The organism is Sphingomonas trueperi (genome assembly GCF_040545665.1).
GTDB lineage: Bacteria > Pseudomonadota > Alphaproteobacteria > Sphingomonadales > Sphingomonadaceae > Sphingomonas > Sphingomonas trueperi_B.
Genome location: NZ_JBEPMH010000004.1, coordinates 1 through 21782, shown reverse-complemented (window position 1 = coordinate 21782; position 21782 = coordinate 1). Strand labels below are relative to the sequence as shown.

The 21782-nt window shown below is 67.4% G+C and carries 19 protein-coding genes and 1 tRNA gene; 11 read left to right on the top strand and 9 right to left on the bottom strand.

Annotated features, from left to right (window positions below; translation table 11 throughout):
- Positions 1-64: 64 nt before the first annotated feature.
- The 4 genes from ABIC65_RS13555 to ABIC65_RS13540 form a co-directional block, all read right to left on the bottom strand.
- The gene (locus tag ABIC65_RS13555; RefSeq protein ID WP_354309431.1) at positions 65-1660 is read right to left on the bottom strand and encodes a lysine--tRNA ligase; all 1596 of its coding nucleotides are present in this window, start codon (positions 1658-1660) and stop codon (positions 65-67) included.
- 41 nt (positions 1661-1701) lie between these two features.
- Complete coding sequence (gene feoB / locus ABIC65_RS13550) at positions 1702-3558, bottom strand: ferrous iron transporter B (RefSeq protein ID WP_354309429.1); 1857 nt, start codon at positions 3556-3558, stop codon at positions 1702-1704.
- On the bottom strand, positions 3555-3833 hold the full coding sequence (locus ABIC65_RS13545; RefSeq protein WP_084445919.1) for a FeoA family protein: 279 nt from the start codon (positions 3831-3833) through the stop codon (positions 3555-3557). The genes feoB and ABIC65_RS13545 overlap by 4 nt, the downstream gene beginning before the upstream one ends.
- A gap of 286 nt (positions 3834-4119) precedes the next feature.
- On the bottom strand, positions 4120-4923 hold the full coding sequence (locus ABIC65_RS13540) for a DUF72 domain-containing protein (protein WP_354309427.1): 804 nt from the start codon (positions 4921-4923) through the stop codon (positions 4120-4122).
- Positions 4924-4986: 63 nt separating this feature from the next.
- Here ABIC65_RS13540 and ABIC65_RS13535 point away from each other — a divergent pair, with 63 nt between their 5' ends.
- Positions 4987-5679, top strand: a complete 693-nt coding sequence (locus tag ABIC65_RS13535; RefSeq protein ID WP_354309425.1) for a FadR/GntR family transcriptional regulator — start codon at positions 4987-4989, stop codon at positions 5677-5679.
- A gap of 28 nt (positions 5680-5707) precedes the next feature.
- Here ABIC65_RS13535 and ABIC65_RS13530 read toward each other — a convergent pair.
- A tRNA-Gly gene (locus ABIC65_RS13530) sits at positions 5708-5782 on the bottom strand.
- Positions 5783-6000: 218 nt separating this feature from the next.
- Between ABIC65_RS13530 and ABIC65_RS13525 the strand changes: the two genes are divergently transcribed.
- From ABIC65_RS13525 to ABIC65_RS13510, 4 genes are all read left to right on the top strand, one after another.
- Positions 6001-6894 (top strand): tetratricopeptide repeat protein, encoded by an 894-nt coding sequence (locus tag ABIC65_RS13525; protein WP_354310009.1) that lies wholly within the window; start codon positions 6001-6003, stop codon positions 6892-6894.
- Positions 6891-7499 (top strand): LON peptidase substrate-binding domain-containing protein, encoded by a 609-nt coding sequence (locus tag ABIC65_RS13520; protein WP_354309423.1) that lies wholly within the window; start codon positions 6891-6893, stop codon positions 7497-7499. The genes ABIC65_RS13525 and ABIC65_RS13520 overlap by 4 nt, the downstream gene beginning before the upstream one ends.
- 145 nt (positions 7500-7644) lie before the next feature.
- The gene (locus ABIC65_RS13515; protein WP_010542740.1) at positions 7645-7983 is read left to right on the top strand and encodes a P-II family nitrogen regulator; all 339 of its coding nucleotides are present in this window, start codon (positions 7645-7647) and stop codon (positions 7981-7983) included.
- Positions 7984-7997: 14 nt separating this feature from the next.
- On the top strand, positions 7998-9425 hold the full coding sequence (locus ABIC65_RS13510; RefSeq protein WP_354309421.1) for an ammonium transporter: 1428 nt from the start codon (positions 7998-8000) through the stop codon (positions 9423-9425).
- A 327-nt stretch (positions 9426-9752) separates the two neighbouring features.
- Here the strand turns inward: ABIC65_RS13510 and ABIC65_RS13505 are convergent, their stop codons facing one another.
- Both ABIC65_RS13505 and recQ read right to left on the bottom strand, forming a co-directional pair.
- The gene (locus ABIC65_RS13505; protein WP_354309419.1) at positions 9753-10178 is read right to left on the bottom strand and encodes a TIGR01244 family sulfur transferase; all 426 of its coding nucleotides are present in this window, start codon (positions 10176-10178) and stop codon (positions 9753-9755) included.
- 64 nt (positions 10179-10242) lie between these two features.
- Positions 10243-12012, bottom strand: coding sequence for a DNA helicase RecQ (gene recQ / locus ABIC65_RS13500; RefSeq protein ID WP_354310008.1), 1770 nt, complete (start codon positions 12010-12012; stop codon positions 10243-10245).
- 109 nt (positions 12013-12121) lie between these two features.
- Between recQ and ABIC65_RS13495 the strand changes: the two genes are divergently transcribed.
- Both ABIC65_RS13495 and ABIC65_RS13490 read left to right on the top strand, forming a co-directional pair.
- Positions 12122-12634, top strand: a complete 513-nt coding sequence (locus tag ABIC65_RS13495) for a GAF domain-containing protein (protein WP_354309417.1) — start codon at positions 12122-12124, stop codon at positions 12632-12634.
- A 75-nt stretch (positions 12635-12709) separates the two neighbouring features.
- Entirely contained in the window at positions 12710-14161 is a 1452-nt protein-coding gene (locus tag ABIC65_RS13490; RefSeq protein ID WP_354309416.1) for an ATP-binding protein, read from the top strand.
- A 3-nt stretch (positions 14162-14164) separates the two neighbouring features.
- Here the strand turns inward: ABIC65_RS13490 and ABIC65_RS13485 are convergent, their stop codons facing one another.
- Positions 14165-14839 (bottom strand): phosphatase PAP2 family protein, encoded by a 675-nt coding sequence (locus tag ABIC65_RS13485; protein WP_354309414.1) that lies wholly within the window; start codon positions 14837-14839, stop codon positions 14165-14167.
- A gap of 68 nt (positions 14840-14907) precedes the next feature.
- Entirely contained in the window at positions 14908-17193 is a 2286-nt protein-coding gene (locus tag ABIC65_RS13480) for a CDC48 family AAA ATPase (protein WP_354309412.1), read from the bottom strand.
- Between the two features lie 292 nt (positions 17194-17485).
- On the opposite strand from ABIC65_RS13480, the gene ABIC65_RS13475 reads away from it, so the two are divergent.
- The 4 genes from ABIC65_RS13475 to ABIC65_RS13460 are packed head-to-tail and all read left to right on the top strand — an operon-like array spanning position 17486 to position 21610.
- Positions 17486-18391 carry a LysR substrate-binding domain-containing protein gene (locus tag ABIC65_RS13475; protein WP_354309411.1) on the top strand — a complete coding sequence of 302 codons (906 nt, stop codon included), beginning with the start codon at positions 17486-17488 and terminating at the stop codon, positions 18389-18391.
- Positions 18392-18450: 59 nt separating this feature from the next.
- Positions 18451-18951 (top strand): sterol desaturase family protein, encoded by a 501-nt coding sequence (locus tag ABIC65_RS13470; protein ID WP_354309410.1) that lies wholly within the window; start codon positions 18451-18453, stop codon positions 18949-18951.
- Between the two features lie 50 nt (positions 18952-19001).
- Positions 19002-19415 carry a peptide-methionine (R)-S-oxide reductase MsrB gene (gene msrB / locus ABIC65_RS13465; protein ID WP_121072738.1) on the top strand — a complete coding sequence of 138 codons (414 nt, stop codon included), beginning with the start codon at positions 19002-19004 and terminating at the stop codon, positions 19413-19415.
- Positions 19416-19459: 44 nt separating this feature from the next.
- Entirely contained in the window at positions 19460-21610 is a 2151-nt protein-coding gene (locus ABIC65_RS13460) for a transglycosylase domain-containing protein (RefSeq protein WP_354309408.1), read from the top strand.
- The last annotated feature ends 172 nt before the right edge of the window (positions 21611-21782 follow it).

Genomic DNA, 21782 nt, shown 5'->3' with positions numbered 1-21782 from the left:
CGGAGAAGCGAATGGATCCCGGCTTTCGCCGGGATGACGGGGGAGAGGTTTCCCCGCCCGCCCCTTACGCCACCTTCGCCAGTGCTTCCGCGATCAGCTTGCGGCTGTTCGCGATGCCGTACAGCGCGATGAAGCTGCCCATGCGCGGGCCCTGTTCGGAGCCGAGCAGCGTCTCGTACAGCGCCTTGAACCAGTCGCGCAGGTTCTCGAAGCCGCCGGTCTTGCCGATCTCGTACACCTGGTCCTGGATCGCTTCCGCGGTCGCGTCGGCGGGCAGGGCAGCGAGTTCGGCGTCGAGTCGCTTCAAGGCGTCGATCTCGACCCCCACCGGCGCACGCTTCTTGAGCGTCGGGGCGACGAAATCGCGGGCATAGGCAAGCGCATAGCCGATCAGACGGTCGAGCGCCGGATAGGTTTCCGGATTCGCGTCCGGGACATAGTTCGTAAGATAGCCCCAGACCTGCTCCTTGGTCGCCTCGCCCATCACGCCGACCAGGTTGAGCAGCAGCCCGAAGGTGACCGGCAGCGTCTCCGCCGGCGGCTCGCCATTGTGGATATGGTGGACCGGATTGCCCAGCCGCTGCTCCACCGCTTGCCCCGCATAATTGCCGCGGAACTGCCAATATTCGTCGATCGCGCGCGGGATCACGCCGAGGTGCAGCTGCTTGGCCTTTTTGGGCTCGCGATAGGCGTAGAAAGCGATGCTCTCCTCCGGGCCATAGGTCAGCCACTGTTCGAGGCTGAGGCCGTTGCCCTTGGACTTGGAGATCTTCTCGCCCTTCTCGTCGAGGAACATCTCGTAGTTGAACCCCTCGGGCGGGCGGCCGCCGAGCACGCGGGCGATCTTGCCCGACTGGGTGACCGAATCGATCAGGTCCTTGCCGGCCATCTCGTAATCGACGTCGAGCGCGACCCAGCGCATTGCCCAGTCGACCTTCCACTGGAGCTTGGCCTTGCCGCCGAGCACCGACTGGACGATCCGCTTGCCCTCATCCTCAAACGCGATCAGGCCCGCCTCGGCATCGACGACTTCGACCGGCACCTGCAGCACGATGCCCGACTTGGGGCTGATCGGCAGGACCGGCGAATAGGTCGCCTGACGCTCGGCGCGGAGCGTCGGCAGCATCACGTCCATGATGCCGGAATAGTGGCGCAGCACCTTCCGCAGCGCGTCGTCGAAGCGGCCGCCGGTATAATAGTCGGTCGAAGAGGCGAACTCATAGTCGAAGCCGAACTGGTCGAGGAATTCGCGCAGCCGCGCATTGTTGTGATGCGCGAAGCTTTCGTACTTTTCGAACGGATCGGGCACCTGGGTCAGCGGCTTGCCGAGATGTTCGCGCAGCATGTCCTGGTTGGGCACATTGTCCGGCACCTTGCGCAGGCCGTCCATGTCGTCGCTGAACGCGATCAGGCGGGTCGGTACGTCGCACAGGCTCTCGAAGGCGCGGCGGACCATGGTGGTGCGCAGCACTTCGTTGAACGTCCCGATATGCGGGAGCCCCGAGGGGCCATAGCCGGTCTCGAACAGCACATGGCCTTTCTCCGGCGCGCCACCCTCAGCAATCTGGGGATAGCGTTTGAGCAGCTTGCGCGCCTCTTCATAGGGCCAGGCCTTGGAGACGAGCGCGGCTGCGCGGAGTTCGGGGGATACGGTGCTCATAGTCCCCTGCCTCTGCCGCTTTCGGGCGGGGGATGCAATTGCTACAGGCCGAGGCCGATCGCGCTCCAATAGGTGATCCCCGCCGCGACATAGGCGAGCGCGAACAGATAGCCGATCATGAAAGCCGGCCATTTCCACCCGTTGGTCTCCCGCCGCGTCACTGCGATGGTCGAGATGCACTGCGGCGCGAACACGAACCACATCAGGAAGGCGAGCGCGCTCGGCAGGCTCCAATGCTTCTGGAGCTGTTCGCGGATCGAGGCCTCGCCGGCCTCGTCGTCGGGATTGTCGACGGCATAGACGGTGCCGATCGCCGCCACCGCCACTTCGCGCGCCGCCATCGCCGGGATCACCGCCAGCGCCATGTCGCGGTTGAAGCCGATCGGGGCGACGATCTTCTCCAGCCCGCTGCCGATCCGCCCGGCGATCGAATAATCGACCTTGGAGATACCGCTGCCTTCAGGCGGCTTGGGGAAGCTCAGGAGTGCCCACAGGATCACCGTGGTGTAGAGAATGATCGTGCCCGCGCGCTTGAGGAAGATCAGCGCGCGCTGCCACAGCCCGAGCAGCACGTCGCGCGCGCTCGGCCACTGATATTTGGGCATCTCCATCATGAAGCCCGAGGTCGCGCCCTTGGTCACCGTCCGCCGGAGCACCAGCGCGACAACGAAGGCGCCGAGGATGCCGAGAATGTAGAGCGCGAACAGCACCAGTCCCTGCAGGCCGACGCCGGGGAGCACCGCGCGATCGGGGATCAGCGCGCCGATGATGATGGTGTAGACCGGCAGCCGCGCCGAACAGGTCATCAGCGGCGCGATCAGGATCGTGGTCAGCCGGTCTTTCTCGTCGGAGATCGTCCGCGTCGCCATGATCCCCGGCACCGCGCAGGCGAAGCTGGAGAGCAGCGGGATGAAGGCGCGGCCCGAAAGCCCGACGCTCGCCATCACCCGGTCCATCAGAAAGGCGGCGCGGACCATATAGCCGGTCGCCTCCAGCACCAGGATGAAGGCGAACAGGATCAGGATCTGCGGCAGGAAGACAATCACCGCGCCGACGCCCGCGATCACCCCATCGACGATCAGCGAACGGAACACGCCGTCGGGCAGCGCGCTGCCGACTTCGGCGCCGAGCCACTTCATGCCATCCTCGATCCAGCCGATCGGCACCTGCGACCAGGCGAACACCGCCTGGAACATCAGGAACATCGTGCCGAGCAGGATGATCGGCCCGGCGACCGGATGGAGGAACAACGCGTCGAGCCGGTGCGTCCAGCGACGCGCGGCGGTTTCCGACACGGTGACGGCAGTGGCGATCTGGCGCGCGCGCCGCTGGAGCAGGACGATGTCGTGCTGCACGCCTGCCGAGGGGCGGATCCTGGTCGCGCCCTTGACCATCTCGCCCATCCGCTCCTTGAGCGCATCGAGCCCGCGGCGGCGCACCGCGACGGTGGCGACGACAGGAACGCCGAGCTCGCGCTCCAGCGCTTCCGCATCGAGCTTCAGCCCGTCGCGCTCGGCGAGATCGACCATGTTGAGCGCCACCACGATCGGCAGCCCCAGCGCGATTAGCTGGAGCGTGAAGCGGAGATGGTTGTCGAGATTGGAGGCGTCGACCACGGTGAGGATCGCGTCTGGCAGCCGCTCGCCATGCTGGCGGCCGAGCAGCACGTCACGCGTCACCTGCTCGTCGGGGCTGCCGGGATCGAGGCTGTAGGCGCCGGGCAGGTCGACCAGTTCGATCGGGCGGCCGTCGGGCAGCGCCATGCGGCCGGAATGGCGCTCGACGGTGACGCCGGGATAATTGCCTACCTTCTGCCGCGCGCCGGTCAGCGCATTGAACAGCGCGCTCTTGCCGGCATTGGGATTGCCGACCAGCGCAACCAATGGCGTGGTGTTCATGCGTGCTTGGCCAGCGGCGTCACATGAATCGCGGCGGCGACATGGCGGCGGAGCGCCACGGTCATCCGGCCGATGCGGCAGGCGAGCGGGCCACCGAACAGGCCGGAGCGGTGCAGCAGTTCGACTTCCACGCCCTCATCCAGGCCCAGTTCGCGCAGGCGGCGCGCCTCGGGTTCGGCAAGTCGGTCCCAGTCGACTCCGGCCACGGTGCCGGGGGCATGGCGATGCAGCTGGGCGAGGCGTACGGGCACGGGAATCGCAGCGGGGGCGTTCATGCTGCGAGTGATTATCAATTACCCGGCCGTTTGGCTAGGCCTTGAACGAACTCGGGAAAGGCCCGACATCGGGGGCAGGGCGCGGCGCACGGTGTCCCGCCGCCGCGCCCCGGACCTCATTGATAGCCGCCTTCTTCCTCGCGCTCCTCGGCGGCGTCCTTCTGCGCCTCTTCCATCGCTTCGGCTTCGTCGTCCTGCGGCTTCTGCTGTTCGGGATCGTGGATCATGCGGGATCTCCTCGGGGTGGTCCCCGATCAACGAAGCGCCGCGCCAAAGGGTTCGCCGCTCAGTCGAGCCGGCGGATGAACTCCTGGGCAGCCGCGGGTGCGCGGACCTTGCCGCCATGGATGAAGAAGACGAAGGTCTCGCGCGGCTGCACCGGCGCGGGCTCCGGCGCGAAGGTCGGCAGTCCCTTGGGCTGGCCGCCCGCCGCCCAGGTCCTGGCCGCCTCGACCCAGCGCGGCAGAGCGGATTCGGGATAGCAGAAGGGATTGTCGTCCTCGCCCGCCTCGAGCCGAGCATAGACGAAGTCGCCGCTGACATCAGCGATCGCCGGATATTGCGGCGAGTCGGCAAAGACGATTGCCACGCCGGCCGCGCGGCACAGCGCGACGAATTCGGGCGTGTGGAAGCTGTCGTGCCGCACCTGCACGGCATGGCGCAGCTTCACGCCGTCCTGTTCGGCGGGGAGAAGCTTGAGGAAAGCACCGAAATCCTCCGCGTCGAACTTCTTGGTCGCCATGAACTGCCAGAAGATCGGGCCGAGCTTGTCGCCCAGCTCGGTCAGCCCCTGGCCGCAGAAGCGCGCGATCGATTCGTCCGCCTCGGCCAGCACCTTGCGGTTGGTGACGAAGCGCGATCCCTTCACCGTATAGACGAAGCCCTCGGGCGCCGCCGCTGCCCAGCCGGCGAAGCTCGCGGGCTTGAAGGTGGAATAATAGGTACCGTTGATCTCGATCGCGGTGAGCGCGGCCGCGGCATATTCGAGCTCGCGCTTCTGCGGCAGCTTGTCCGGATAGAAGGTCCCGCGCCACGGCTCGAACGTCCAGCCGCCGATGCCGACGCGGATGGGGGCAGGGGTGGCGGACATCGGCTTCTCCTAAGACCATGGCACGACTCGCCATTTTCAAACGGCTTAGTATCGTGGCGCATCATGCTGCGAAACCACGCTCCCGCCGACCAGCGCCTTGCCGACCAGGCCTATTCGCGAATCGTCGAGATCATCCTGGGCGGATTGAACGTCGGCGATCGCCTGCCCTCCGAATCGCGACTGGCCGAAAGCTTCGGCATGTCGCGCACCGTGGTGCGCGAGGCGCTGGTGCGGCTGGCGGCCGACGGCATCACCGAATCGCGGCGCGGGGCGGGCTCCTATGTGATGCGTCGCCCCTCGCTGCGCCTGGGCGCCCACATGGCGTTCGACGAGCTTTCCGCGACGCTCGGCACCTATGAGGTGCGATTCGCGCTCGAATCGGAAGCCGCGCGGCTGGCGGCGCGTCGGCGCTCGCCCGAGCAGCTGGCAGAGATCGAGTCGGCAATGGCCGATCTGCGCAAGGCGTTGCTCTCCAGCGACCCCGCCCATGACGAGGATTGGCGGCTGCACCGCGCGATCTTCCGCGCCACCTCGAATCCCGCCTTCGAAAAGGCGTTCGAGCATCTCCACGAGGAAACGATGCGAATCATGCGCGCCGGGGTCGACATCGCCCGGCTGCGTGAAGCCGAGCCGATCGCCGCAATGGTGCGCGAGCATGCGACGATCGTCGAGGCGATCCGCGCGCAGGATGCGGATGGCGCGGCGCTCGCGATGCGCTGGCATCTGTCGGAAGGGAGGAAACGGCTGATGCCGTGACATCGACGGAACAGTCGCGAAAGGCGACTGGAGCGGGCGAAGGGATTCGAACCCTCGACCCCAACCTTGGCAAGGTTGTGCTCTACCCCTGAGCTACGCCCGCTCTGGCGTCGTGGCCGGGAGCGTTTCGAAGCGCTCTCGGCGGGTGAGGCGGGCCAACTAACAGCGGGTTTCAAACCGCGCAACCCCCCTTTTGCACTTTTTGGAAAAGGCTTGGCGGTTTGCCCCCGAACGCCCAAATAGAAGCCGACCCGCCCGCGTGCCCACAGAGGCGCCGGCACCCGCAGACCGCTGAAGGAGCGCATTTTGGCCACGCTTGGTATGAGCCCCGCCGACAAACAGGCCGTCGACGCCTTTCGCAAGGACGTCGTCGAGCCGTCGATGTCGAAGCTCGTCATCATTGATTTCTGGGCGGAATGGTGCGGGCCGTGCAAGGCGCTGGGCCCGGTGATCGAGAAGGTCACCGACGAATATGCGCCGAAGGGCGTGATGCTGGCCAAGATCGACGTCGATGCGAACAACTTCATCGCCAGCCAATTCCAGGTCCGCTCGATCCCGACCGTCTATGCGATGTTCCAGGGCCAGCTGGTCGCCGACCTGACCAGCGCGCGTACCGAATCGCAGCTGCGCACGATGCTCGACCAGATCCTCCGCCAGCTGCCGATCTCGGGCGAAGCCGCGGACGCCGAAGCCGAGCTCGAGCCGCTGATCGCGATGGGCGAGCAAGTGTTGGCCGACGGCGATGCCGAGCGCGCGCTCGCGATCTTCGATCAGATCGCCGAAATGGCACCGGACCATGGGGTGGTTGCCGCCGGACGCGTCCGCGCGCTGACCGCGCTGGGCCGCCATGACGAGGCGCAGGCCGCGCTGGACGCGATCCAGGGCGATGCCAAGGCGCCCGAAGTCGAGCGCGCCCGTGCCGCGCTGAGCCTCGCCCGCGAGGCACAGCCGGTCGACGACCTCAGCGGGCTCGCCGCACGTGCGGCTGCGAACCCGGAGGACATGGATGCGCGCTATGAGCTCGCAGGCGGCCAGATGGCGGCGGGCGACCGCGAGGGGGCGGCCGAGACGCTGCTCGCCATGGTCCGCGACGATCGCGCCTGGAACGAGGGCGCCGCGCGCCAGCGGCTGCTCAAGCTGTTCGAGGTCGTCGGGCTCGAAGATCCCTGGGTTGCCGCCCAGCGTCGCAAGCTGTCGCAGATCCTGTTCGGATGAAGACGACGCGGCTCTCGGTGTTTCCGCTGGCAGGTGCGCTGCTGTTCCCGCGCATGCACCTGCCGCTCCACATCTTCGAGCCGCGCTACCGCGCGATGGTCTCCGAGGCGCTCGCACGCGACCGGCGCATCGGCATGGTCCAGCCGCGCGACGAACGCGATCCGCCGACGCTGTTCGATGTCGGCTGTGTCGGCCGAATCGCGGATGTCGAGGCGCTTGACGACGGGCGCTTCAACATCGTGCTGGAGGGCCTGAGCCGCTTCACCATCGTCCGCGAACTGGAGGTGAGCACGCCCTTCCGCCAGGTCGAGGCGGCACTGGAGGTAGCGGGCGAATCCGAATCGCTGTCGCTGGCGGGCCGCGCGTCGATCGAGATGGAATCGCGCCGCTTCGCCGATGGCCTAGGCTATATGGTCGACTGGGAGGCGGTGACCCGGCTCGACGACGAATCGCTGGTCAACGGCATTGCCCAGATCGCGCCGTTCGACGCCGCGTCGAAACAGGCGCTGCTCGAAGCGCCCCGGTTGGAAGACCGCGCCGAGCTCATCGTCCAGCTAATGCAATTCTTCGGCCGGCACGGCGAGGACAGCGCGACGCTGCAATGATCTGCCCGTTTTTCGGGCAGACACGCGTCACAAAATTCACCAGTTCGTAATATTTGGCGGCACGAAACGCACATCTCCCCTGTGCGTTCCATTTGGCACGCCCCTTGCGACGTTGCTCCCCGGGACAACCGCCAGAGGGGGCGACATGAAGCTCATCATCGCCATCATCAAACCCTTCAAGCTCGACGAGGTGCGCGAGGCGCTCACCACCGTCGGGGTGACGGGCATGACCGTTACCGAAGTGAAGGGGTTCGGCCGCCAGAAGGGCCAGACCGAGATCTATCGCGGCGCCGAGTACAGCACGAACATGGTGCCGAAGATCAAGATCGAGGTCGCCGTGGGCAGCGATCTTGCCGACCGTGCCGTGGAGGCGATCCAGGCGGCGGCGAGCACCGGCGCGATCGGTGACGGCAAGATCTTCGTCCTCGACATGGGCCAGGCCGTGCGCATCCGCACCGGCGAGACCGACGAGACGGCGCTGTGAGCAAGGGGGTAGCAATGAAGCAAGGATGGAAGACCGCCGGGCTAGCGCTCGGCGCAGCCGCGGTCGTCGCGGCGATGCCCGCCTGGGCACAGACCCCGGCACTGATCAAGGCCCCCACCGTCGCCCAGCAGGCGACGATGGTGAACAAGGGCGACACCGCCTGGATGCTGATCTCCTCGGCGCTGGTGCTGATGATGTCGGTGCCGGCGCTGGCGCTGTTCTATGGCGGTCTGGTCCGCACCAAGAACATGCTCTCGGTGCTGATGCAGGTGTTCATGATCGTCTCGGTCGCCTCGCTGGTGTGGGTCAGCTGGGGCTATTCGATCGCCTTCACTAGCGGCGGCGACAACCACTTCTTCGGCGGCCTTTCCAAGGCGTTCCTGGTCGGGGTGAGCGCCAGCACCTATGGCGCGACCTTCTCGAACAACGTCTACATCCCCGAATTCGCGTTCGTCTGCTTCCAGATGACCTTCGCCTGCATCACGCCGGCGCTGATCGTCGGTGCCTTTGCGGAGCGCGTGAAGTTCACGCCCCTGATCATCTTCACCGTGCTGTGGATGACGCTGGCCTATTTCCCGATCGCGCACATGGTCTGGTACTGGGCGGGCCCGGACTTCCTCGTCGATGCGCCGACCGATTACGGCTTCCTGTGGGGCAAGGGCGCGCTCGATTTCGCCGGTGGCACCGTCGTCCACATCAATGCGGGCATCGCCGGCCTGGTCGGCTGCCTCGTGATCGGCAAGCGCGTGGGCTTCAAGAGCGAGCCGATGCCGCCGCACTCGCTGACCATGACCATGATCGGCGCCTCGCTGCTGTGGGTGGGCTGGTTCGGCTTCAACGCCGGTTCCAACCTCGAATCGAACGGCGTGACCGCGGTTGCCTTCATCAACACCTTCGTCGCCACGGCTGCTGCGGCAGTGAGCTGGGCCGTGATCGAGCAGGTCGTGCACAAGAAGCCGTCGCTGCTGGGTGGCGTGACCGGTGCGGTCGCCGGCCTGGTCGCGATCACCCCCGCCTCGGGCTATGCCGCGCCGATGACCTCGATCGTGCTCGGTCTGGTCGTGTCGCCGATCTGCTTCTTCTTCGTCACCACGGTGAAGAACAAGCTGAAGTATGACGACTCACTCGACGTGTTCGGCGTCCACTGCGTCGGCGGCATCGTCGGTGCGCTCGGCACCGCGATCGTCGCCAACCCGGCGCTCGGCGGCCAGGGCATCATCGATTACACCAAGTTCCCGGCGGTCGCGGCTCCGAGCTACGACACGGCCGCGCAGCTGATCATCCAGGCCGAAGCGGTGGGCATCACCCTGCTCTGGTCGGGCGCGGTCTCGGCGATCCTCTTCTACGGCCTGAAGCTCACCATGGGCATCCGCCCCTCGAAGGAAGTCGAAGTCGAAGGGCTCGACATCAACGAGCACGGCGAGCGCGCCTACAATTACTGACAAGTTCGGGCGCCGCGGGATCCTCTCCTGCCGCGGCGCCCCACCGAGGTTCCTCCTGCGGACGACTGGGCTGGTGGGCAACCACCAGCCCATTTTTTGTGCGTGGGGTGGCTTTGAAATCCTCACCCGGAGGAGCATCGGGTTGGATTGCTCCCGGCAATCCAAGATCATGCCGGGGGCATGATCGACCCAATGCTGGGGACCGCCGCCGAAGGCGGTGGTGGAGGGGTATCCCCGCTGGGGAGCAGGGCTCCCGTTTCTTGCGGCGACACCCCTCCGTCGCGCTACGCGCGCCACCTCCCCTTGCAGGGGAGGATCAAAGAACGCTTACTTCCCCGCCAGCTGCTCGAGCGCCGGGCGGATCCCGGACAGGTCGTAGCCAGCGCCCGCGCCCTTCTCGACCAGTTCGTCGGGCGCGCCGCCCTTGTATGCGGTGGCCAGCGCCCAGAGGTTGCAGGAACGCGTGCCCGAGCGGCAGTACGCCAGCACCGGCCCGTCCACCGAGCCCAGCGCCTCGGCCATCGCCTCGACCTGCGCCATCGAGAAGCCGCCCGGCGTCACCGGGATTTCGGTGTAGCCCAGCCCCGCCGCCTCGGCCGCCTCCGCGATCTGCGCGCCGGTGGGCTGGCCATATTCCTCGCCCTCGGGGCGATTGTTGATGATGTGCACGAACCCCGCCGCGGCGAGCGCGGGCACGTCCTCGGGCCGGATCTGCGGCGCCACCGAGATGCGGTCGTCGATCTTGTTGGGCATGGCAGGTCCTCCTTCTGATTCCAGCGCGAGGCTGTAGCGCGAGGGCCCGCCCCAAGGAAGCCGATCAGAACTGGCGGAGGACGTTCAGGAAGTCCTGCCCATAGGCATCCAGCTTGCGCGCGCCGACGCCCGAGAGCTGCCCCATCTCCGCCAGCGACGACGGGCGTACCATCGCCATGTCGCGCAGCACCGAGTCATGAAAGATGACGTACGGCGGCAGCCCGGTCTCCTGCGCGATCTCGCGCCGCTTGGCGCGCAGCGCCTCGAACAGCGGGTTGCCGACCGGGTTCGGCACCGACCCCTTAGCCCCGCGGCGGCGCCGCTCGCGCTTGGGCGGCAGGACCAGCTCCAGCTTCGCCTCGCCCTTGAGGATCGCGCGCGCCTCGGGGCCGAACTCTAGCCCGCCATGCTCGTTGGTGCGCAGCGCATCGCGGAGCAGCAGCGCGCGCGATACGGGTTTCAGCATCGCCACTTCCTCCCCGTCGACGATGCCGAAGACGGAGAGCTTCTCGTGCCCGTTCATCAGGCTCCGCTCGGTCGAGACGCCGGTCAGGATGCCCTCGATATAGCCGATGCCGTAGAGCATGCCGGTGCGAAACACCGCCGAGAGAAATTTCTGCGCGGTCACGCTGACGTCGATCGCCGCCGGGGGATTGAGGCAATTGTCGCAATTGCCGCAGGTCTCGGGCGCATCCTCGCCGAAATGCTTGAGCAGGATGCGGCGGCGACACCCCGCCGTCTCTACCAGCGCGCCGAGCGCGGTCAGCCGGGTGCGCTCGCCGAGCTGGCGCGAGGGCTCGACCTCGCCGATCCGCTGGCGCGCCCGGGCGAAATCGTCCGCACCCCAGAAGAGATGCGCGACCGAGGGATCGCCGTCGCGGCCGGCGCGGCCGGTTTCCTGGTAATAGGCCTCGATCGACTTGGGGAGCCCGGCATGGGCGACGAAGCGCACGTCGGGCTTGTCGATCCCCATGCCGAACGCGACGGTGGCGACCACCACCATATCCTCGCTCGCGACGAACTGCGCCTGGTTGCGGCGGCGCACGTCGGGATCGAGCCCGGCATGATAGGGGAGCACCGGCCGTCCGGTTTCGGCCGCCAGCTTCTCGGCGAGCTGCTCCACGCCCTTGCGCGTCTGGGCATAGACGATGCCGGGGCCCGGGTTTTCGGCGACGATGTCGATGATCTGCCGCGTCGTGTTCTCGCGTGGGGCGATATGGTAGCGGATGTTCGGCCGGTCGAAGCCGGCGACGATCAGCCCGTCTTCCGGAATGCCCAGCTGCTCGAGGATGTCGGCACGGGTATGCGCGTCGGCGGTCGCGGTCAGCGCGAGGCGCGGGACCTCCGGAAAGCGATCGAGCAGCGGGCGCAGCAGCCGGTAATCGGGGCGGAAATCATGCCCCCATTCGGACACGCAATGTGCCTCGTCGATCGCGAACAGGCTGAGCGGCGCCTGGGTCAGCAGGTTGCGGAAGCCTTCGCCCGACGCGCGTTCGGGCGCGATGTAGAGCAGGTCGAGCTGGCCGGCGCGGAAGCGCTCGATCGTCTCGGCACGATTGTCGTCGACGCTGGTCAGCGTGGCGGCGCGGATGCCCACGGCCTCGGCCGCACGCAGCTGGTCGTGCATGAGCGCGATCAGCGGGCTGACGACGACGCAGGTCCCCTCCAGCATCACCGAGGGCAGCTGGTAGGTCAGCGACTTGCCCGCACCGGTGGGCATCACCGCCAGCGTGCGCTGCCCCGCCATGACCCGGTCGACCACCGAGCCCTGCACGCCGCGAAAGGCGTCATAGCCGAAAACACGGCGGAGATGTTCAATGGGATCGGGACGCATGGCTGCCATCAGACTGCCCGGCACCTGCTTGCGCTGTCGAGCAAATGTTAACTTGTGGCTCGGTATTAGACCGAATGTGCTGGGGGGCGCAAACGCAGGACGACGAACGATGCCGCTGGACCCCTCGGATGAACCCGCCCGCCTCGCCGAGCTCAAGGGCTATGGCGTGCTCGACACCCCCAACGAAGCCGAATTCGATGCGATCGTGCGCGAGGCTGCGGCGGCACTGGGCGTGCCGATCGCGCTGATTTCGCTGATCGACGAGAACCGGCAATGGTTCAAGGCGCGCGTCGGGCTGGAGCCGCAGGAGACGCCGCGCTCGATCTCCTTCTGCACCCACGCGATCCGCGGGCCCGACGTCTTCGTGGTCAACGACGCCAAGGCCGATCCGCGCTTCGCGGAGAACCCGCTGGTCACCGGCGATCCCAACATCCGCTTCTACGCCGGGGCACCCTTGCGTACCGCCAGCGGCAAGCGGATCGGGACCTTGTGCGTGATCGACAGCACCGCGCGCCCGCAGCTCACCGAGCAGGATACCGCCCGCCTCACGCTGCTCGCCGAAAAGACGATGCAGGCGCTCGAACGCCGTCGCCAGCGCCGCAATGCCGCCGACGCGGCCTGAGGCGAAACAAACACCCACAGTTTTCGTGGCGGCAGCCCTTGCCGCTGCCCCCCCTGATCCGGCAAAGCGGCGGCGATGACCGTCAGCGTGGACATGGGCGTCGACGGCACGGGCGGACCCGTGCCGGTCGATCTGGAGGAGTTGCTTGCAACCCGATTGCTCGTCCAGGGCAATTCGGGGTCGGGCAAGTCGCACCTGCTCCGCCGCCTGCTCGAACAGTCCGCGGGGCACGTCCAGCAAGTGGTGATCGATCCCGAGGGCGATTTCGTCACCCTCTCCGATCGCTACGGCCATCTCGCGATCGAGGCGGTCGACCATAGCGAGCGCGACGTCGCCCGCTTCGCCGCGCGCATCCGCGAACATCGCGCCTCTGTGGTGCTGAGCCTCGAAGGGCTGGAGGCGGAAGGGCAGATGCGCTGCGCCGCCACCTTCCTCAACGGCCTGTTCGATGCGCCGCGCGATCATTGGTATCCCGCCCTCGTCGTGGTCGACGAAGCCCAGCTGTTCGCGCCCGCCGGTGGCGGCGAAGTGGCGGAGGAAGTTCGCCGCGCTTCGTTGTCGGCGATGACCAACCTGATGTGCCGCGGCCGCAAGCGCGGGCTGGCAGGCGTGATCGCGACGCAGCGGCTGGCGAAGCTCGCCAAGAATGTCGCGGCGGAAGCGTCGAACTTCCTGATGGGCCGCACCTTTCTCGACATCGACATGCAGCGCGCGGCCGACCTGCTCGGCATGGAGCGCCGCCAGGCCGAGGCGATCCGCGATCTGCAGCGCGGGCATTTCCTTGGGCTCGGCCCGGCGATCACCCGGCGGCCGGTGGCGATCCGCATCGGCGCGGTGGAAACCAGCGCGCGCAGCTCGTCCCCGAAGCTGACCCCGCTGCCCCAGGCGCCGACCGAAGACATCAAGGATTTGCTGCTCGCCCCGGCCGAGCCCGAATGGGTGCCGCCGGCCCCGCCTCCCGCGCATGCCTATTCCCAGCCGGAAACGGTGCTCGAGCAGCTTGCCCGTTCGGCGCCCTCGCCGATGGAAGTCGAGCCCGATCACGATCCCGCGGAAGTCGCCGGGCTGGTCGCCGACGTGCTGCGCGCGATCGTCGAGGACGAGCAGTCGACGCTGCGCTCGCCCGCGGTGCTCTACCAGGATTTCCAGGTGCGCTGCCGGATGGTGGGGCTGACCCGTCCGCCGCTCGATATTTCGGGATTCGTACGGCGCCTGTCGGCGGCACGCGCGGGCATCCATGGCGATCCCGACGACGAGTGGGCGCAGGCACTGGAAGCGGCGCGGGCGCTGCCCGACGACATGCTCGCCCCGTTCCTGCTCGTCGCCAAGGCCGCGCGCGATGGGCTGCCATGCCCGAGCGATACCGATATCGCGACCAGCTACGGCACCAGCTCGCTCGGACGCGCGCGGCGGCTGATGCAGTATATCGAGAGCAAGGGGCTGTTCGTCACCCGCGTCGACCTGTCGGGCAAGCGTTCGATCACGATTCCCAGGCTCGGCTGGACGACGCAGGCCTCGGACGGCTGACCGCTAGCGCCGGTGCAGCCGCGCGTTGAGCGCGAACATGCACAGCGCCCAAATCGCGCCGAAGCACCAGCCGGCCAGCACGTCCGACGGCCAGTGGACGCCGAGAAACACCCTGCTGCAGCCGATCAGCAGCACCAGCAGCACCGCAAAGCCGAGCAGATACGCGCGCGCCCAGCGGCTGGTCTGGGTCTGGGCGACCATGATGCCGAGGGTGAGATAGACAGCCGCCGAGATCATCGCATGGCCGCTAGGAAAGCTGGCGCTGGAGACATGAGCAAGGTGGGGCACCACCTCCGGACGTGGACGATGGAGGAATAGCTTGAGCAGCGCGTTGATCGTCGAAGCGCCGACCAGCGATCCGCCGAGCAGCAGCGCTTCGGCGCGCTTGCCGAACGCGAACAGGAAGATCAGAGTCGCGGCGCCCGCCAGCCACAGCACCGTGTACCCGCCCAGCGCGCTGATATCGATCGCCGACTGGAGCAGCCACGGCGGGCCGATCGGCGTGGCGAGGTCGCCGGGGGTACGAAACGCCAGCAGCAGGGCAGGGTCGAACGCGAACCCGCTGGCGAAGCGCAGGCAGAGGAACGCGGCAAGTCCGGCGAGCGAAAGACTCAGCAGGGCGAGCGCGGGCCAGAGCCATTGACGATTGGATTGCTGAAGCGGGTTCGGATCGGTCATGCTGCTCGCTGAAAAAAGGAAAGGCCGCCGACAACGCCATGGTCGTCGGCGGCCTTGGATGCGGCAGCTTAGCCCTTCGGGCCGCGACCTTCCAGCATGCCGGGCGCGATGAAGCCGATCGGTTGGATTGCCGAGGCCTGCTGCTTCAGCTTGCCCTGCATCGCCTCGTAATCGCTCTCCATCTCCGGCGTGACCGTCGCCCGCGAGTCCTTCAGCGCCTCCTCAAAATGCGCCATTGTCACTTCGCGCGTCTCCAGCGACTGGCGGAGCGCGACGAGGCCGGCGCGGCGGACCACGTCTTCCAGGTCGGCGCCGGTGTAGCGCTGGGTCTGCTCGGCGATCGAACCCAGGTCGACATCGGCCGCCAGCGGCATCTTGTCGGTCTGGATGCGCAGGATGCGTTCACGCCCGGCCTTGTCGGGCACGCCGACATAGACCAGCTCGTCGAACCGGCCCGGACGGAGCAGGGCAGGGTCGATCAGGTTCGGCCGGTTGGTCGCGCCGATCACCACCACCGACTGGAGCTCCTCCAGCCCGTCCATCTCGGCGAGGATGGTGTTGACCACGCGCTCGGTCACCTGCGGCTCGCCCATCGAACCACCGCGCGCCGGCACCAGCGAGTCGAGCTCGTCGATGAAGATCACGCAGGGCGCGACTTGGCGGGCACGCGCGAACAGGCGCGCGATCTGCTGCTCGCTCTCGCCATACCATTTGGAGAGCAGGTCGCTCGACTTGGTGGCGATGAAGTTCGCCTCCGCCTCGCGCGCCACGGCCTTGGCGAGCAACGTCTTGCCAGTGCCCGGCGGCCCGTAGAGCAGGAAGCCCTTGGCCGGCCGGATGCCCAGGCGCCGGAACGCGTCCGGATCCTTGAGCGGCAGCTCGACGCCTTCCTTCAGCCGCATTTGCGCATCGTCGAGCCCGCCGACATCTTCCCAGCGAACCGTCGGCGCCTGCACCATTACTTCGCGCATCGCCGAGGGCTGAACGCGCTTGAGCGCCTCCAGGAAATCGTCGCGGGTGACCGACAGCGTGTCGAGCACCTCGGGCGGAATCGTGCCTTCCTCAAGGTTGAGGCGTGGCATGATCCGGCGCACGGCCTCGATCGCCGCCTCCCGCGTCAGCGCGGCGAGATCGGCACCGACGAAACCATAGGTGGTGCGTGCCAGCTCGGGCAGGTCGACATCCTCTGCCAGCGGCATGCCGCGGGTGTGGATGCCCAGGATCTCGCGCCGCCCGCGATCGTCCGGCACGCCGACGACGATCTCGCGATCGAACCGGCCCGGACGGCGCAGCGCCTCGTCGATCGCCTCGGGACGATTGGTCGCGGCGATCACGACGATGTTGGCGCGCGCTTCCAGCCCGTCCATCAGCGTCAGCAACTGGGCGACGAGGCGCTTCTCGGCCTCGCCGGTCACCTGGCCGCGCTTCGGCGCGATCGAATCGATCTCGTCGATGAACACGATCGACGGCGCGTTTTTCGAAGCTTCCTCGAACACCTGGCGCAAGCGCTGTTCGGATTCGCCATAGGCCGAGCCCATGATCTCCGGCCCGTTGATCAGGTGGAAGCTGGCGTCGCTTTCGTTGGCCACCGCGCGGGCGAGCCGCGTCTTGCCGGTGCCGGGGGGGCCGTGCAGGATCACGCCCTTGGGCGGATCGACGCCCAGCCGCTGGAACAGCTCGGGATAGCGCAACGGCAGCTCGACCATTTCGCGCAGCTGGTCGATCGTGCCGGCCATGCCGCCGATATCGTCATAGGTCACATCGGCGCGGCGGCTTTCCTTCGCCTCCTCATACTCGGTGCGGAGCTCGACCTCGGTATTCTCGTCGATATGCACCACGCCGCGGGGCACGGTGGAGAGCACCGTCAGGCGGATCTCCTGCAACGCATAGGCGGGCGCCCGCACGAACTGCTGGACGTTGGGCGGCACATCGGCGCGCTGGTGGCCGACCGTGGCGATCGTGTCGCCGGCGGTGAGCGGGCGGGTGAAGAAGGTGCGCTTCAGCGCCTCGCCGGTGCCGCGCAGGCGGAGATTTGCCTGGGCCGGGCCGAACACGACGCGCGTCGCGGGCTTCGAATCGGCGCGGCGCACCTCGACAAAGTCGCCCGAGCCGACCCCGGCATTGGCACGCTGGAGCCCGTCGATGCGGAGCAGCTCCAGCCCTTCGTCTTCGGAATAGGGGAGGACGGCGCGCGCAGGGGTGCTGCGCTTGCCGACGATCTCGATCACATCACCCTCGGTGATGCCGAGCGCGGCCATCAGGCTGCGCGGGATATGGGCCAGTCCGCGGCCGCTGTCTTCGGGGCGCGCATTGGCGACCTGCAGCCGCCTCGTGCGGGATTCGTCATCGGCCATTCTGGATTCCTTCGTGGCGGTAGGCCCGAAAGCTAAGAACGGCGAAGGCAAAAAAAAGGGCCGCCTCAAAAAGGGCGGCCTTGGAAAGTTTTAGGAGAGGATGCCTGAAAGGCACCCCCTATGTGCGGTGCGGCACGTTTTTGTGCAAGTGCGAAATTTACACCGCGTAGATGCATGGCTTGCAATCGCGATTGTCCGGGGCGATATTCCCCCCAGCGGGAATGGATTGCGTGGGGGCGCTCAGCCTTTGCGAACCCCTTGCTGCACCGCACCACAGAAGAGAGACGGATCGATGCGACGCCTTCCGCCGCTCACCGCGATCGAAGCTTTCGTCCAGGTCGCCCGCCTGGGTTCGATCAAGGCCGCCGCCGAGGAACTGGCCCTGTCCTCGCCCGCGCTCAGCCGGCGCGTGCAGGCGCTCGAGCGCTTTATCGGCAAGCCCTTGTTCGAGCGGCGGCACCAGTCGCTGCGGCTCAACGACGATGGCGACCGGCTGCTGAGCCTGATCGCACCGGCGCTCGACACGATGACCGACGCGATCGAGACGATGACCAGCGGCAGCGAGCTGCTGCGGCTCCGGCTCGGCGTGCTGCCGCTCTATGCGACGCAGCAGTTGCTGCCGCGCCTGCCCGAGCTGAAGAAGCGGCATCCCGAACTCCATCTCGACGTCGACACCGGCAGCCACGGCATGGCGCGGCTGGGCGACGGGCTCGACGCGGCGATCGTCATCGCCCGCGATATCGACCCCGGCTATTATTCGCGCCGTCTGGACCGCAACCGGGTGCACGTGATCGGCGCCCGCAGCCTGGTGGAGGGGCCCAATCCGGTGCGCGATCCGATGGACCTCGCCCGGCTCACCGCGCTGGTCCACCGCGAAATGCCCGAGACCTTCACCGCCTGGCGGATGGCGGCGGGCTATCCCGATCTGGAGCCCGCGGCGATCGACCTGTTCGATTCGGGCAATCTGATGCTGGAGGCCGCCGCCCAGGGGCTCGGCGTCGCCTTCATGCTCGAATCGCACTACCAGTCCGCCCGCGACGAGCGGCTGGTCCAGCTGTTCGACCTGACCGTGGAGAGCCATTACAGCTACTGGTTCGTCTGCCGCCCTCGCGCCCTCACCTTGCGGCCGGTGCAGATCTTCCATGACTGGCTGATCTCGGCGATGGGCGCGGACCTGCTGGACATGCCCCAGGACTGACCCTGCCTCTTTGGGCAAAGTCAATGGAATGGCGCGGCGGGATCGCCTACATGGGGGCCATGTCGCCGCTCAACGCCGTCCTGATCTTCCTCGCCACCGTGCTCGGCATGGAGCTGTTCGCCTATGCCGCGCACCGCTGGATCATGCACGGGCCGGGCTGGTTCCTCCACAAGAGCCACCATCGCCCGCGCACCGGCAACTGGGAGCTCAACGACCTGTATGCCGCGATCTTCGCGGTGCCGTCGTTCGTGCTGCTGCTTGGCGGCGTGCAGCTCGGCTGGTGGCCGGGCTTCACCTGGATCGGCGCGGGGATCGCTGCCTATGGTGCGATCTATTTCGGCTTCCACGACCTCATCGTGCACAAGCGCATCCGCCACCGCTATATCCCGCGCTCCAGCTATATGAAGCGGATCGTCCAGGCCCACCGGCTCCACCACGCCGTGCGCACGCGCAAGGGCACGGTGAGCTTCGGCTTCCTCTACGCCCCCAAGCCCGAGGTGCTGAAGGCGCAGTTGCGCGAGAGCGGGGCGGTGGTGCAGCGGATCACCATCCCGGATTGAGCCGTTCGGCGGATTGACGGCACGGCCCGCCGAACCCACATCTCGGGCCTATGGAACAGCTGAATCTCCCCGAATCCGAATGGCGCAAGCGCCTCACCCCCGAGCAGTTCCACGTGCTGCGCGAAGCGGGCACCGAGCGCGCCTTTTCCGGCCGCTACAACGACAACAAGGCCGACGGCATCTATCGCTGCGCTGCCTGCCAGCTCGAACTGTTCGACAGCATTGACAAATATGATTCCGGCTCGGGCTGGCCCAGCTTCACCCAGCCGGTGGCGCCGGACCATGTGAGCGAGCATGCCGATACCAGCCACGGCATGCGCCGGATCGAGGCGCGCTGCGCACGCTGCGACGGCCATCTCGGCCATGTCTTCCCCGACGGCCCGCCGCCCACGGGGCTTCGCTACTGCATGAACTCGGTCAGCCTCGAGTTTCGGCCCCGCGCCGCAGGGGCGTCCGCCGCCTGATCCTTGTAGGAAGCCCCGCGAGCCTGTAATCGACCACGCCGTACATGGCCGTGAAATCGAAAACCGCAGCTGCGCCCTGGTGGCGCCGGGGCTCCTTCTGGAAGAAGTTCTTCCTCTGGTCGCTGATCAGCGGCGTGGCGCTGGCGCTGATCGCCTGCATCGCGCTGGCGATCGCGGTCTATTCGGCGCGCTCGACGCTGCCGAGCTTCGACCAGATGAAGTCCTCGCCCAATGGCCAGATGATCCGCGTCCACGCGGTCGACGGCACCGTGCTGGTCTCGCTCGGGCCGAGCTATGGCGAGTGGATCAAGTACGACCAGATCCCGCAGGCGATGAAGGACGCGATCATCGCGACCGAGGATCGCCGCTTCGAATCGCACTGGGGCGTCGATCCGATCGGCGTCGCCCGCATCTTCTGGGTGGCCAAGCGGCTGCATGACGAAGGCCGGCGTCTGCAGGGCGGCTCGACCATCACCCAGCAGGTGGCGCGCACCATCTTCCTGTCGAACAAGTACAGCGTCGGCCGCAAGGTCCGCGAGGCGGTGCTGGCGCTGGCGCTGGAGCGCAAGTTCAGCAAGCAGGAGATTCTCGAGCTCTACCTGAACAAGGTCTATTTCGGCGGCGGCGCGTACGGCATCGACGCGGCGAGCCGGAAGTTCTTCGGCCATCCCGCGACAAATCTCTCCTTGGGTGAGTCCGCGATCATCGCCGGCCTGGTGAAGGCACCCTCGCATTATTCGCCGACCGCCGACGCCGAAGCGGCGGTCGATCGCGCGACGGTGGTGCTCAAGCTGATGGCCGATGCCGGCAAGATCAGCGAAGCCCAGGCCAACAGCACCGATCCGCACGCCGTGCAGCTGGCGCCCGAGCCCAAGCAGAACAGCGTCCGCTACTTCACCGACTGGGCGCTGCCCCAGCTGGAAACGCTGATCGACGAAACCGACGCGCCGCTCGACGTGTGGACGACGCTCGACCTCAACATGCAGCGCAGCGCCGACCAAGCGATCCGCGTCAACGCGCCCGACGGCGCGCAGGGCGCTCTCGTCTCGATCGACCGCGACGGCGCGGTGCGGGCGATGGTGGGCGGCAAGGACTATGTGTCCTCGATCTACAACCGCGCCACCCAGGCGCAGCGCCAGCCGGGCTCGTCGTTCAAACTGTTCGTCTATCTCGCCGCGCTCGAAGCCGGGCACAAGCCCGACGACGTGGTGGTCGACGAGCCGGTGACGATCGACGGCTGGACCCCGCGCAACGATTCGCGCCGCAACAGCGGCCCGATCACGATCCGCACGGCCTTCGCCTATTCAGTCAACACGATCGCGGCGAAGCTCGGCCAGGAAGTCGGCTTCACCACCGTGGCGGACATGGCCAAGCGCTTTGGCATCACCACGCCGATCAACACCCAGCCGGCGATGGTGCTCGGCACCTCCAACGTCCGCCTGATCGACATGACGCGCGCCTTCGCCTCGGTGGGCAACAACGGCGTGGCGGTGACTCCCTATGGCATCACCCGCGTCACCGCGAACAACCGGGTGATCTACCAGCACGAGGTGGACACGAGTCACGTGCTGGTCGCCAACTATGTCGCCGCGCAGATGATCGACCTGATGCAGACCGCGGTGGCCACCGGCACCGGCCGCGCCGCGCAGATCGGCCGTCCTGTCGCGGGCAAGACGGGTACGACGACGTCGAACAAGGACGGCTGGTTCATCGGCTTCTCCAGCGGCCTCACCACCGGCGTGTGGATGGGCCGCGACGACGCCAAGGTGATCCCGGGCCTGCAGGGCGGGCGCGCGCCCGCGCGCGCCTTCCACGACTTCATGATCCAGGCGGTGGCCAACCGCCCGGTCGAGCAGTTCGAGACGCAGCTGACGCCGCCGGACAACATGCTCGAGCCCGACCAGGACGCCTATGGCGCCCCCGACAACGGCATGATGGTCGATCCGGACGGCAATCCCATCGCCCCGCCGCCGCAGGTGCCGACCGAGCCGCAGGATGGCGAGGAGATGGACGCCGCACCCGCGCCGGCGCAGCAGGGGGGGCGCCCGGCGCCCGTCCAGCCGCAGGGCGAGCGGCTCGACCGCGACTGGATCAACCGGATGACCGGCCGCCCGCCGGCGCAGCAGCAGCCCGGCCGCCAACCGCAGCGCCAGCCCGCGCCGCAGGATCGACAGCGGCCCAGCGACGAATATTGAGGGGTTAGGAAGCCCTCCCTTTACCCCCCCTTGTCTGATGGGATGGTGGTATGAAGAGGTTGCGGAAGGGAGCCCGTCCCCCCGAGGGTCTGGAGCCCGATAGGGAGCAAGGGTCCCTTCCGCGTTGGTCACAACCCTGAACAGTTGCTTGGGACTACCGATCCCGCACGAC